The organism is Microbacterium sp. NIBRBAC000506063 (assembly GCF_017968845.1).
Classification (GTDB): Bacteria; Actinomycetota; Actinomycetes; order Actinomycetales; family Microbacteriaceae; genus Microbacterium.
Window position 1 is genome coordinate 1,210,112 of the sequence record NZ_CP072876.1, and the last position, 12,275, is coordinate 1,222,386.

A 12,275-nucleotide genomic window follows, 5' to 3' on the forward strand; every position below is an offset into this window, starting at 1 on the left:
CTGGTGCGGAAAGCGGATCCGGATGCCGCAGACGACTGCGCGCCGCGGCCCAGGGAGGGAGGGCCGCGGCGCGCAGGGGTCAGCGGATCAGGACACTTCCGGTCGACGGCGCAAGCGCGTCACGACCAGGGTGGAGGCGCCGAGCGCCAGCAGCAGTGCGCCGAGCAGACCCCAGGGCCCGAGCTCGCCACCGGTGGCGGAGAGCTCCTCGGCGACGACGCGGAACTGCACGCTCACCTCCCCCGACTCCGCGCCGGTCAGGGTGACCGTGTGGACGCCCAGCGGCGTGTCCGCGGGATCGTCCACGTGAAGGTCACCGCGCCGTCGGCGTCGGCGGACCTGGTTCCCAGCGCAAGCGGCTCGGAGTTCATCACGCCGCTCACGTTCTCGCCGGCGGCGAAGCCGGTGCCGGTCACCGTCAGCGAGCCGCCTCGCTCCACCGTCGCGGAGGTCAGCGTGGCGCGGAGTTCGGTCTCCGGGTCCGCGGGGTCGGTGGGATCGGCCGGGTCCGTCGGGTCGCTCGGGTCCGTGGGATCGCTGGGTCCGTCGGGTCACCCGGGTCGCTCGGGTCCGTAGGTTCGGTCGGGTCCGTAGGGTCGGTGGGGTCCGTCGGATCGGTGGGGTCCGTCGGATCGCTGGGGTCCGTGGGATCGGTCGGATCCGTCGTGCCCGGATCCGTGCACTCCGCATACGCCTCCGCGCTGGGCGAGAAGCGGATCCACTCGAATCGCGGCTCGAGCTCGACAGCGGCGTTGCCACGGTAGGCGTAGGGGCCCACGTGCGTGTAGCGCGGCTCGCCTTCAAGCAGCGCGGCGACCGCCCGGCCGTGGAGAGTGAAGTTCTCACCATCCGTCGACACGGACGCCATGATCGTGCTGCCGTCGCTTGTCAGCCGCAACCACACCTCGGTCGTCTCGGCGTATCCGGTGAAGGTCTGGTCGGTGAAGGCAGGGCTGCCGACGGCGACGAGCTCGAGACCGCGCCCATTGGTGGCTTTGCCCAGGGTGAGCCGCACGTACTGACCGTCGCCCGTGTAGAGCATCAGCCCTGCCTGCTGGAAGTTCAGGGAGGGCCCGCCGTCCGGGTAAGTCAGCCTCGTTGTCACCTCCCACTCGTCGCCTGGCAGCTCCTGCTGCAGCAGGGAGGCGCCGGCGATGCCGCCGGCATAGGTCGGAACGACGAGCGCGCCGTCCTCGACGCGGTGGCGCGCCGACTCCTCGCGAACCACGCGGTCCCAGACATCCGAGATCCCGTCCTCGAACTCGTCGGAGCCTGGGGCGGCGCACTCCTCGAACACGGGGTTCTCCGGGTCGAAGGGGAAGTTGCCGAACGCGGGGAGGACGACCGTCTCGGCCCCGTCCTTCGCCCAGGCGATCGTGGCGCCCAGGCGGTGGCCGGCCTCGTAGAAGAGATAGGTCTCCCCGTCATGCGTGACGATCTCCGGAGAGGCGACACGTCCGGCATCCGCTCCCAGACCGCTGGCCTGGTGGAGGAGGATCGGCTCCTCGCCGACGTTGCGCAGGGTCTCGTCGATCGTGCGCGCATAGCTCTTGCCGCTGGAGGCGTGGTAGACGACGTACAGCTGGTCGTTCCACTCCCAGAGGTTCGCCGCCGAGACGTTCTGGCCCTCCTCGGGGCCGGGTGCGACGACGTAGTCCGGGTCGACCGTCCAGGAGATCCCGTCCACGGACTCGGCCAGGCGGATGCGGCGGATGTTGTCGCGCTCGTTGCCCATGTAGAACATGGCGTAGCCGTACTCGGAGTCGGCGTCAGGATGTGGGAACACGCGTGCGTAGCTGGACTCGGTCACGTTCGGGCCGCCCATGGCGTTGTCGACCACCCGGTCTCCGTACTCGAAGTGGATGCCGTCATCGCTGCTCGCGTAGCGGGTCACCGAGTTCTCGCCGTGGAAGTAGAGGAACATCTTGCCCGCCTCTTCGTTCCAGATCGCATCGGGACTGGAGACGTGACTGACGCTGTAGTGATCGTCCCAGACGCGCTCGATGATCGGGCTTCCCTCGTACTCCGTCCACGGCCCCTCGAGGCTGTCGGCGTACATCAGCACCACGCCGGCGGGAGCATCGTGCGGCGCCGTGTACAGGTACCACTCGCCCAGCGGGTTCTCGAAGTGCGCCCCGGCATGGAAGACGCTCGGGAAGATGAACTCGTTGGTCGGGTTGTAGTTCATCGTCGACTTGTCGGTGATGATCCCCTGGAATCCGAACGACGGCCAGCCCGCAGGAGGCTCGGCGACGGCCATGCGGAGGGCGGTGTCCGCCGGCGGGGGTGCAGCTGCGGCGGGCGCGGCCGTGGCGGCGAGCCCGAGTGCGGCAGCCGCGGCGATCAGCGCAAGCGGGCTGCGCCGGGATCGCGGGACGGTGATGGTCATTTCCTGATCTCCTTCGATGAGGATCCGCGGATGCGGACCGGGTGCGGGGCGCGGAGGCACGACGAACGTGCCCTCCGTGCGGGGAGTGGGCGGGGAGGCTCGGGATCAGCCCTTCAGTCCGGTGTGTGCGAGCCCTTGCACGAACTGCTTCTGGGCGACGAGGAAGACCGCGAGCACGGGCAGCACCGTCAGGGTCGTGGCGGCCAGCTGCACGTTCCACATCGGTCCGCCGTAGGCGTCGACGTACTGCGTCAGCGCCTGCGGGAGAGTGAACATGTCCTTGCTCGACAGGTACACGATCGGCTCGAGGTAGAGGTTCCACGACTTCAGGAACGTGAAGATCGCGACCGCGGCGAGCGCGGGCCGCGCCAAGGGGAACGCGATCCGCCAGAAGATCCCCAGCGACCGAGTCCGTCCATCCGGCCGGCCTCCTCGAGCTCGACCGGCAGTCCCAGGAAGAACTGGCGCATGATGAAGATCCCCAGTACGGCGGGCGCTCCGAAGATCGGGATCACGATCAGCGGCCAGTGCGTGTCGATCAGCCCCATGCTGTTGACCAGGCGGAACAGCGGCACGATCGTCACCTCGGAGGGAACGAGCAGACCGATGAGCACGACGAGGAACAGCGCGTTGGCCCCGGGGAATCGGATGCGGGCGAAGGCGTAGCCGGCCATGGCTGCCAGCAGCAGCGTGCCCACGGTCACCAGCACCGCGATGTAGAGGCTGTTCCAGTACTGCTGCGCGAACGGCTGCAGGCGGAACACCTCGCCGTAGGCGTCGAAGGTGGGATTCTCCGGCCAGAGCGTCGGGACCTTGCGGAGGATCTCGCTCATGGGCTTCAGGCTCGAGGTCGCCATCCACCAGGTGGGGAAGACGAACGGGATGCTGATGACGGCCAGCAGCGCGATCATGCCGATCGACGCCCAGCGTCGCTTGGCACGCGACCATCCGGTGCGTGCGAGGCGTGCCGACGTCGCGGATCCGGTGACGACGGCGGTCGTGTCGAGGGGTTCGATCTCGGTCAGGGGGCGTCAGTTCTCATGGAAGACCCACCTCTTTCGTGTCTGCCACTGGATGAGGGTGAGCACCAGGACGATGAGGAACAGCAGGACCGACAGGGCGCTGGCGTAACCGAAGTCGTTGAAGCGGAACGCCTGCTGGTAGAGGTAGTAGACCAGCACGGTGGTCGAGTTGCCCGGGCCGCCCCCGGTGAGGACGGCGATCTGGGCGAACACCTCGAGGGAGCCCACGATCGTGAGGATCGACACGAGCAGGATGGTCGGGCTGATCATCGGCAGGGTGATCGAGCGGAAGCGTCTCCAGGCGCCGGCGCCGTCGATGCGGGCGGCCTCCATGATCTCCTCCGGAACGCTCTGGAGCGCGGCGAGGAACAGGATCATGTTCAGGCCCACGTTCTTGAAGACCTGGACGATGATCACCGACAGCAGCGCGGTGACCTCGCCGCGCAGCCAGTTCGGCCCCTCGATGCCGATGAGAGCGAGGAAGCCGTTGATGCCGCCGTCGGCCTGCAGGAGGAACCCCCACACGATCGTCCAAGCGACGAGCGAGACCACGACGGGGGAGAAGAAGAAGGTGCGGAACGTGGTCGTGCCGGGAAGCTTCTGGTTGAGCATCACGGCCAGGAACAGGGCGAGCGAGATGTTCAGGACGACCAGCCCGATCGAGAACCACAGGCTGGCCAGGAGGGAGTCCCGAAGTCCCGGGTCGTGCAGCATCCGGTCGTAGTTGTCGGCTCCGGAGAAGACGAAGGTGTTGGCGAGCACGTTCCAGTCGTGCAGCGAGAACCAGAACACGGCGACGAGCGGGGCGATGACGAAGGCGACGGCGCCGAGGACGGCCGGCGCGACCATCATGTATCCGACGGCCCAGTCGCGCCGCTCCACCGCGGAGCGGCGAGGACGTGCGGGTCGTCCCCTCCGCTCCGCGGTTTCGGCCGTCGTGGCGACGGCGGTGGTGGTCATACGGGATCAGCCCTCCAGCAGCGGTGCGATCGTGTCGCAGGTGCTCTGGAGCACGGCCCCGACGTCGGCGCCGGGCGACCAGAGGGCGTCCAGCTGGGCGCGGACCGTGTCCTGCAGACGTGCGAAGTTCACGTGCGTCGGCTTGGTGACGGCGCCCTGGATGCCGTCGATCACGACGGCCTGCAGCTGCTCCACGCTCAGCAGCGGGTTCGCCGCTGCGAGGATCTCGGCCGTCAGCAGCGACTCGCGCGGCGGCGGGAAGTACGCGGCGAGCTTGGCGGCGTTGTCCGGGTTGGTGAAGTGCGCGAGGAAGTCCGCCGCGATCGCGGGGTTGGCCGCGTTGGCGAACACACCGATTCCGGCCTGCCCGATCACGTTCTGCTGACCGGCCGGTCCCGCCGGAAGCGGGACGATGTCCCAGGCGAAGGAGTCGTCCAGGGCCGAGGCGCGGCTGATCTGGGTGATCGTCAGGGCCGCGTCTCCGGCGAAGAAGTCGGCCGTGACGCCCGGTCCGGGCAGCGCGCCGTCCTGGAACGTGGCGTCGTGGATCCAGGTGAGCGCGTCGACCATCGCCGGCTCGGTGAAGGTGCACGTCAGGCCGTCCTCGCTCCAGGGTGCGGCGGCCCAGCCGTTCCACACCGTCGAGAGGTTCTCCCACGTGCGGTACTCGAAGTCGCGCACGACCAGGCCCGCCTTGCCGGACTCCTCCGCCGTGGCTGCGGCGATGTCGCGGGCGGCGTCGAAGGTCCACTCGCCGGAAGCGACGAGATCGGCGGGGTTGGGCTGGCCTGCGGCCTCAAGCTGGTCGGTGTTGACGAAGACGCCGAAGGGGCTGTTCGAGAACGGGTAGGCGAAGAGCCCTTCGCCCTCCTCCCACAGTGCCAGTGAGGAGGTCAGCAGGTCGTCGTAGTCGTAGCCGTCGGCGTTCTGCAGCGTCGGTCGGATGTCGGCCAGCGCCCCGCTGGAGACGAACTCGGGTGCGTAGCTCTCCAGGATCCATCCCAGGTCCGGTGCGTTGCCGCCCGCGATCTGGGTGGTGAGGCTGGTCGTGTAGTCGTCGAAGGGGATCGCATCGAAGGACACCGAGGAGACCAGCTCGGGTTCGCGGCGACGTAGTCGTCGGCGATCTCCTGGAACAGGGCGAGCTGAGACTCGTCGGCCGTCCACACGGTCATGCGGAGGTCGACCGGTTCGTCGGGGGTCTCCGCGCCCGGCTCGGGGGAGCCGCTGCTGCAACTGGCGAGGGTGAGAGCGGCGACGATGCCGATTCCTGCCGCGAGGGGTGCGCGCCTGTGCGCCCGCGGGTTTCTCATGATTGCTCCTTCTCGGTTGTGGTGGTGCGTTGGTGGTGGGTCAGTAGGCGTAGACGCGGCCCTCGGGCCAATGGCGTTCGACGCCGGCGGCGTCCAGCTCGGCCTGGTAGTCGGCCAGGCGCGCGGACTCGGCGTGGACGGCATGCGGCGTGGTCTGCGCATCGAGGCAGTAGGCGGCGAGGTGCCCGGCCGCCTCGCCGATGTTCCACTCGACGGGATGCAGCCGGTAGCAGCCGTTGGTGATGTGGGTCGTGCCGATGTTCTTGTTCGCCGCGAGCAGGTTCGTCACCCGCCGCGGGATGAGGGCGCCCAGCGGGATCTCGAAGGGCGTGGACGCGACGTCGATGTAGGTGTCGCCGCCGGTCGAGGGGTGCAGGTCGATGCGGTACATGCCGACACCGATCGACTCCTCGTAGCGGGTCGCCCCGGCGTCGCCGCGGATCGCGTAGGACACGTCGTTCTCGGTGATGGTGGTGAGGGCCCGGATGCGGCGGGACTCGCGGTGATACGGTGCCTGGGCGAGGCCGTCCTCGGTGCCCATCACATCGGGGCGCAGGCGCAGCCCCGGGAATCCGGTGCCGCCGTCCGGGCGGGGGCCTCGGTCTGCATCCAGTAGAGCATCGAGAGGCTCAGCTGGCGCGCGCGGGCATAGTGGGCGAGCTCCTCCTCGCGCGGCACGTCGAGCACCGGCGCGAGGAAGTAGTCGATGCTCGGCCAGTTCACCAGGCAGATGTCACTGTCGTAGAAGCCGGGGGCGAACTGGTCACGGGCGGCGATGCGCCGGAAGAACCAGAGGTTCTGGTCGCCGGCGTTGCGCGACTGGTCGGCGTCGACCGCGAGGACGTCGTCGCCCGGGTTGGGCGAGAAGGCCCGGGTGTCGATCTCCAGGGTGCGCGGGTTGGGCGCCTCCCACGACAGCATGCGGTGACCCTGCCAGGCGGAGGGGGCGTACTCGCGCCAGAAGTCGTACTCCGCGGGGCGCTCGATCGTGTGGTCGCCTTCGACGTGCTCCACGGCGAAGCACATGCTCAGCGCCTGCACGTTCTCGGGCTGCACCGTCTCGGGGGCGCTGGGCTCCCCGGTCTCCGCGCGCGACTCGAAGCCCGTGACGTACTCGGTTCCGGTCAACGGCAGGAGCTCTCCGGTCTCGGTGGCGTCGAGGACGTACTGCGCGGTCACGGTCACGTCACCCCCGCCGGTCTCCGAGGCGAGCGTCACGGAGGTCACGCGGTCCCCGTCGACGGATGCCGCGACCGGCCGCACGCGCTCGAGCAGTTGCACGCGTCCGGTCGAGCGGTGCGGGGCGAGCATCTCCTCCAGCACGCCGACGGCGATGGCCGGCTCGTGGCAGAGCTTCGAGACCCAGCCGGCACCCGGATTCAGGTCGACCTTGTCGCGCGCCGCGTCGATGAGCGGGTACCGCCGACGGTAGACGTCCCGGATCCCCTCACGCAGCGCGCGGTAGCGGGCCGTGATGCCGAACTCCTCGACCCAGGGGTGCTCGTCCGGTGGGACGGCCTGGGAGGTGAGCTGCCCGCCGATCCACGGGTGCTCCTCGGTCAGGATCACGCGCGCTCCGCGGTCGGCGGCGGCCAGGGCGGCGGCGACGCCGCCCAACCCTGCTCCGACGATCAGGATGTCGGTGGATAGTTCACGCGTGGTCACGAATGGTTCCTTCTGGTGTGTCGGCGGTGGTGGGTGCGGCGGCGAAGGACTCGCCGTCGACGTCGGGGCAGTCGAGCATCTGGTGGTAGTCGTCCTCGTCGAGGGCGGGGGCGTTCGGCATCCGTCCCTCCGGGGTGCGCGGCGCCTCCGGCTCCTGGTCGACGATCCGCGACAGCAGGACGAGCGCCCGGGCGCCCATCTCCTCGCGCGGCACGACGAAGCCGGACCAGTTGCGGCCGCGGTGGCGCGGATGCAGGGGCTGACCGAGCAGCAGCATCGAGACATCCGCCGGGATCCGCAGTCCCCGGGACTCGAGCTCGTCGGCGAGCTCCTCGGGGGAGTTCTCCGGCGCGACGAGGATCGCGGTCAGGCGTCGTTCGGCGATCTCCTCGGCGGCGCCGGGCACGTCGTGCACGTCGACGAAACGCAGCGGCAGGCCGTGGGCGCGCATCGTCTGCCGGTACCCCTCGACGCGGTCGAGGGTCGGCTGGTCGCTGGCCTGGGGCCGGCGTAGCCGATGCGGGTGTGGCCGGCCGCGACGAGGCGCTCGACCTGGCGGGCGGTGGCGGTGACGTAGTCGGCCCCACATAGGGCAGCATCCGCCCCTCGCTCACGCGCTTGCCGATGAAGACGAAGGGGTAGTTCGTGTCCAGCAGGTGCTGGAGCTCGCTCTGGTCCTCGTGCTGTCCGAGCAGGAGGCAGCCGTCGGCGATGCCCAGCCGCTGCCAGCCGTCGCGGGCGAGCCGGCGGCGGCCCTCGACCACGCGGGCGGAGGTGAACAGGAGCGTGTCGACGCCGAGCTGCTCGGCGGCGTGCTCGATCCCGACGAGGAAGGCGCCGTAGAAGTCGCGGCCGCCGCGCGGGAACGTCTTCTCGTAGGTGAACACACCGAGGATCTGGTTGCGGCCGCCCGCGAGACGCTGGGCGAGCGGGTTCGCAGAGTAGCCGGTGATGCGGATCGCGTCGAGCACGCGCGTGCGGGTCTCCTCCGAGATGCGCACGCCGATCGGGGCGTTGCCGTTGAGGACGAAGCTGACGGTCGACTGGCTCACGCCCGCGATGGCGGCGACGTCGGCCTGCGTGACGCGATGGCGCGGCATCCGATCCTCCTTGATCAGCGTTCGGGTGACGAAGAGCAGTCTGCGGGGGCGTGATCACGTCGTCAAGGTGATAATGCGCATTATTTACGGTGCTTTACGGGTTGAAATCACAGGGGTGCTGAGACAAATCCGCATTATCCGGCGGAGGGAGCGGATGCTGCCGGATCCGACCCTTCACGATCGTCGGCACCGTCCCCGAACCCCGCCGCAAGGAGTACGGTCGGAAGTGCCGGAAGCATAGAGGGAGGAAGCCATGGCGCGGGCGATCGTGATCGGTGCGGGGTTCGTGGGGCTCTCCACGGCCTGGCATCTGCAGGAGCACGGCCTGGAGGTCACCGTCGTCGACCGCACCGGCGTCGCGGCCGGATCCTCGTGGGGCAACGCCGGCTGGCTCACGCCGGGCAAGGCCATCCCGCTGGCCGATCCGAGCCTGTGGGCGTACGGGCCGAAGGCCCTGCTGGATCCGGATGCCGCACTCCATGTGCCGTTCCGCTTCGATGTCGGCCTGTGGTCGTTCCTCGCGCGCTTCGCCTCCCACGGCACGAACCGCGCCTGGGACCGCACGATGGCCGCGCTCACCCCGATCGACAAGCTCGCGCTCGCCGCATTCGACGAGCTCACCGACGGTGGCGTCGACTCCTGGACCCGCGAGGGTCCATTCGTGATCGGCTTCCAGGAGGAGTCGCAGGCGAAGGGATTCCTGCACGAGATCGCCGGTGTCGTCCGTCACGGGCAGGAGGTGCCCTTCGAGCGCCTCGACGATCCATGGAAGCTCGCCCCGCAGCTCGCCGAGGGGGTCGCCGTCGCCTATCGCCTGGACGGGCAGCGCTTCCTGGAGCCGGCGCCCTTCGCGTACGCCCTGGGCGACGCGGTCGAGGCGCGCGGGGCGCATATGCGCTTCGGCAAGGCCGTGGCATCCGTCTCCTCGGTCGGCACCCCGATGGTCACGCTCGAGGACGGAGAGGTGCTCACGGCGGATCACGTCGTCGTCGCCACCGGCGCATGGCTGCCGGCGCTCGCGCGCCCGCACGGGGTGAGAGTGCGCGTCCAGGCCGGACGCGGATACTCCTTCACCGTCGCGAGCGAGCACCCGCCCGAGCGCCCGGTGTACTTCCCCTTCCAGCGGATCGCCTGCACGCCGTACCGGGTCGTCTCCGCATCGCGGGCACCATGGAGTTCCGCTCGCCCGACGAGGCCGCGCGACCCCGGCGCATCCAGGCGATCGTGAACCAGGCGCGCGAGCTGTTCCGGGGCATCGACCTCGACGACCGCGAGGACGAGTGGGTGGGGTCGCGCCCGGTCACCCCGACGGCCTTCCGATCGTCGGCGCCACCCGGTCGCCGGGCGTGTACGTCGCCGGCGGCCATGGCATGTGGGGCGTCGTGCTCGGCCCCGCCACGGGCAAGCTCCTGGCGAAGCAGATCGTGACGGGTGAGATCGATCCGGCGATCGTGCCGTTCGATCCGCTGCGCTGAGGTCGGCCGGCGCGTGCTTCGGATCGAGACATCGGATGCCGCGCAGCGCCGGCCGGTGAAGTCCGTGACGCACCGGAGACCGGCTACTTTATGTCAGCTTCTGTCGGGAGTTCTCCGGAGTTGAGCACCGGTGCGCAGGAGGAATGTGTGGGCGGCATCCGTCATGCTGGACTCATGCGCGGAGTGATCGAATGGGGTGAGCGGCACCAGGTCGCGCTGTACCTGGCGGCGATGGCCGCGGGCGTCGCGGTGGGGCTGCTGCTCCCCGGCGCGGGTGCGGGCGTGGAGCCGGCGATCCTCCCCGTGCTGGCACTGCTGATGTACGTGACCTTCCTCGGCGTGCCGTTCGCGAGCCTGGGGCTCGCGGCGCGCGACGGGCGCTTCCTCGCCACGGTGCTCGCCCTGAACTTCCTCGCCGTGCCGGCGGTCGTCTTCGGCCTCAGCCGCTTCGTCGCCTCCGACCAGGCGCTGCTGCTCGGCGTCCTCCTCGTGCTGCTGACGCCCTGCGTCGACTACGTGATCGCCTTCACCGGTCTCGCCGGCGGGCGCGGGATCGGCTGCTTGCGGCGACGCCGTTGCTGATGGTCGCGCAGATCCTCCTGCTGCCGGGCTACCTGTGGCTCATGGCCGGGTCGGATCTGGCCATCGATCCGCATCCCTTCCTGGAGGCGTTTCTGCTCCTCATCGTCCTCCCGCTGGCGCTCGCCGCCCTGACCCAGCTGCTCGCGCAGCGTTCGCCGGCCGCCCGCGCCTTCGAGGGCGGTGCATTGGCAGCGATGGTGCCCCTGATGATGCTGACCCTCGCGGTCGTGATCGCCTCGCAGATCGCCGGCGTCGGCGGCGCGCTGCGGGAGCTGCTGCGGGTGGTGCCGCTCTACGTCGCCTTCGCCATGATCGCCGCCGGGCTCGGACTGCTCGCCGGTCGTGTCGCCCGGTTCGATGTCGCGGGCCGTCGTGCGGTCGTGTTCAGCGGCGTGACCCGCAACTCGCTCGTCGTGCTTCCGCTGGCGCTCGCGCTGCCGGCCGCCTTCGCCCTCACCCCGCTCGTGGTCGTCACGCAGACCCTCGTGGAGCTCGTCGTGATGGTGGTGATGGTCGCGGTGGTGCCGCGCTTCGTGCCCTCGCGGCCGGGAGAAGCGCGACCTACAGTGGAGGGATGAGCACCCGGCACCGCGTGGCCGCCGCGGCAGCGGCGGTGCTCGCCCTCGCCCTCGTCGGATGCGGCACGCCCGACACGCCGGCCGAGAGCTCCGCGGCATCCGACCCTCCCGCGACGCCCGCGCCCGACCCGACACCGACGGATGAGGCGCTGACCACGCCGCAAGACTTCGTCACGGGCCTCGACGCCCCCTGGTCGATCGCCTTCCTCGGCGACACCGTGATCATCAGCGAACGCGACACGGGACACATCCTCGAGGTCGTCGGCGACACCACCCGCGTCATCGGCACGGTCGAGGATCTCTTCACCCGCGCGGAGGCGGGGCTCCTCGGCCTCGCCGTCGACGACCGGGCCCGCCTCTACGCCTACTCGACCGGCAACGACGGCAACCGCATCCAGCGCTTCACCGTCACGGGTGAACCCGGCGCCCTCGCGCTCGGCGCGCCGGAGACCATCCTCGACGGCATCCCCCACGCCCCCACGCACGACGGCGGACGCATCGCCTTCGGCCCCGACGGCATGCTCTACGCCACCACGGGCGACGCCGGCGATCCCGGCCGCGCCCAGAACCGCGACGACCTCGCCGGCAAGATCCTGCGGATGACCCCCGACGGCGACGTGCCGCCCGACAACCCCTTCGCCGGCTCGCTCGTCTACAGCTACGGCCATCGCAATCCGCAGGGCATCGCCTGGGCGGCTGACGGCACGCTGTTCGCCGCGGAGTTCGGCCAGAACACCTGGGACGAGCTCAACATCATCACCCCGGCGGCAACTACGGCTGGCCCGCCGCCGAGGGGATCGCGGGCATCGACCGCTTCATCGATCCCGTGCAGCAGTGGGCGCCCGCAGAGGCCTCGCCCAGCGGCATCGCGATCGCCGGCGACACGATCTACCTCGCGAACCTGCGCGGAGAGCGCCTGCGCGCGGTCCCCGTCGCCGATCCGACGACGTCCGAAGAGCTCCACGTCGGCGAGTTCGGCCGTCTGCGCGATGTCGTCGCGATATCGGACCCTTCGACGCGGTCTGCTTCGCAGGCCTCGCTCAGGACAAGTGCCGAGATCTGGCTCCTCACGAACAACACCGACGGACGCGGCTCGCCGGCATCCGATGACGACCGCGTCATCCGCGTTCCCGTGGGTAGGCGACCGCGTCCGAAGCATAGGATCGCCCACGTAGACTGGGAGGAAGACCC

At 69.9% G+C, this 12,275-nt stretch carries 13 protein-coding genes and 2 pseudogenes; 4 read left to right on the forward strand and 11 right to left on the reverse strand.

What is annotated here, in order from left to right:
• Positions 1-87: 87 nt before the first annotated feature.
• The 11 genes and pseudogenes from KAE78_RS06950 to KAE78_RS19530 all read right to left on the reverse strand — a co-directional run.
• Complete coding sequence (locus KAE78_RS06950; RefSeq protein ID WP_223172281.1) at positions 88-306, reverse strand: hypothetical protein; 219 nt, start codon at positions 304-306, stop codon at positions 88-90.
• The gene (locus tag KAE78_RS06955; protein WP_223172554.1) at positions 258-440 is read right to left on the reverse strand and encodes a hypothetical protein; all 183 of its coding nucleotides are present in this window, start codon (positions 438-440) and stop codon (positions 258-260) included. Before KAE78_RS06955 ends, KAE78_RS06950 begins: the two co-directional genes overlap by 49 nt.
• Positions 441-451: 11 nt before the next feature.
• Positions 452-2,389: a DUF1349 domain-containing protein gene (locus KAE78_RS17500; protein ID WP_262927798.1), complete on the reverse strand. Its 1,938-nt coding sequence runs from the start codon at positions 2,387-2,389 to the stop codon at positions 452-454.
• Positions 2,390-2,494: 105 nt separating this feature from the next.
• Positions 2,495-2,761 (reverse strand): hypothetical protein, encoded by a 267-nt coding sequence (locus KAE78_RS06965; RefSeq protein WP_223172282.1) that lies wholly within the window; start codon positions 2,759-2,761, stop codon positions 2,495-2,497.
• Positions 2,716-3,300, reverse strand: coding sequence for a carbohydrate ABC transporter permease (locus tag KAE78_RS06970; protein ID WP_223172283.1), 585 nt, complete (start codon positions 3,298-3,300; stop codon positions 2,716-2,718). Before KAE78_RS06970 ends, KAE78_RS06965 begins: the two co-directional genes overlap by 46 nt.
• A 120-nt stretch (positions 3,301-3,420) precedes the next feature.
• On the reverse strand, positions 3,421-4,371 hold the full coding sequence (locus tag KAE78_RS06975; RefSeq protein ID WP_223172284.1) for a carbohydrate ABC transporter permease: 951 nt from the start codon (positions 4,369-4,371) through the stop codon (positions 3,421-3,423).
• Between the two features lie 6 nt (positions 4,372-4,377).
• On the reverse strand, positions 4,378-5,454 hold the full coding sequence (locus KAE78_RS06980; RefSeq protein WP_223172285.1) for an extracellular solute-binding protein: 1,077 nt from the start codon (positions 5,452-5,454) through the stop codon (positions 4,378-4,380).
• A 270-nt stretch (positions 5,455-5,724) separates the two neighbouring features.
• Positions 5,725-6,225, reverse strand: coding sequence for an FAD-dependent oxidoreductase (locus KAE78_RS17505; protein WP_262927799.1), 501 nt, complete (start codon positions 6,223-6,225; stop codon positions 5,725-5,727).
• On the reverse strand, positions 6,225-7,349 hold the full coding sequence (locus tag KAE78_RS06985; RefSeq protein ID WP_262927800.1) for an FAD-dependent oxidoreductase: 1,125 nt from the start codon (positions 7,347-7,349) through the stop codon (positions 6,225-6,227). The genes KAE78_RS17505 and KAE78_RS06985 overlap by 1 nt, the downstream gene beginning before the upstream one ends.
• Positions 7,336-7,800: a substrate-binding domain-containing protein gene (locus tag KAE78_RS06990; RefSeq protein WP_262927801.1), complete on the reverse strand. Its 465-nt coding sequence runs from the start codon at positions 7,798-7,800 to the stop codon at positions 7,336-7,338. Before KAE78_RS06990 ends, KAE78_RS06985 begins: the two co-directional genes overlap by 14 nt.
• Positions 7,801-8,341: 541 nt before the next feature.
• Positions 8,342-8,449 (reverse strand): annotated as a pseudogene (locus KAE78_RS19530) (LacI family DNA-binding transcriptional regulator); the annotation flags it as partial.
• 253 nt (positions 8,450-8,702) lie between these two features.
• Between KAE78_RS19530 and KAE78_RS07000 the strand changes: the two are divergent.
• From KAE78_RS07000 to KAE78_RS07010, 4 genes and pseudogenes are all read left to right on the forward strand, one after another.
• A complete protein-coding gene (locus KAE78_RS07000) occupies positions 8,703-9,677 on the forward strand; it encodes an NAD(P)/FAD-dependent oxidoreductase (RefSeq protein WP_317451888.1) in 975 nt (324 codons plus the stop codon).
• 52 nt (positions 9,678-9,729) lie between these two features.
• Positions 9,730-9,924, forward strand: a complete 195-nt coding sequence (locus KAE78_RS18540; RefSeq protein WP_317451889.1) for an FAD-dependent oxidoreductase — start codon at positions 9,730-9,732, stop codon at positions 9,922-9,924.
• Positions 9,925-10,098: 174 nt separating this feature from the next.
• Positions 10,099-11,084, forward strand: a pseudogene (locus KAE78_RS07005) (arsenic resistance protein).
• On the forward strand, positions 11,081-12,259 hold the full coding sequence (locus tag KAE78_RS07010) for a PQQ-dependent sugar dehydrogenase (RefSeq protein WP_317451890.1): 1,179 nt from the start codon (positions 11,081-11,083) through the stop codon (positions 12,257-12,259). The pseudogene KAE78_RS07005 and the gene KAE78_RS07010 overlap by 4 nt, the downstream one beginning before the upstream one ends.
• Positions 12,260-12,275 lie beyond the last annotated feature (16 nt).

Coding starts and splice junctions, on each gene's coding strand:
- KAE78_RS07000 (WP_317451888.1), top strand. CDS start 8,703: ATGGCGCGGGCGATCGTGATCGGTGCGGGGTTCGTGGGGCTCTCCACG.
- KAE78_RS17500 (WP_262927798.1), bottom strand. CDS start 2,389: ATGACCATCACCGTCCCGCGATCCCGGCGCAGCCCGCTTGCGCTGATC.
- KAE78_RS17505 (WP_262927799.1), bottom strand. CDS start 6,225: ATGGGCACCGAGGACGGCCTCGCCCAGGCACCGTATCACCGCGAGTCC.
- KAE78_RS06990 (WP_262927801.1), bottom strand. CDS start 7,800: ATGCGCGCCCACGGCCTGCCGCTGCGTTTCGTCGACGTGCACGACGTG.
- KAE78_RS07010 (WP_317451890.1), top strand. CDS start 11,081: ATGAGCACCCGGCACCGCGTGGCCGCCGCGGCAGCGGCGGTGCTCGCC.
- KAE78_RS06975 (WP_223172284.1), bottom strand. CDS start 4,371: ATGACCACCACCGCCGTCGCCACGACGGCCGAAACCGCGGAGCGGAGG.
- KAE78_RS06970 (WP_223172283.1), bottom strand. CDS start 3,300: ATGATCGCGCTGCTGGCCGTCATCAGCATCCCGTTCGTCTTCCCCACC.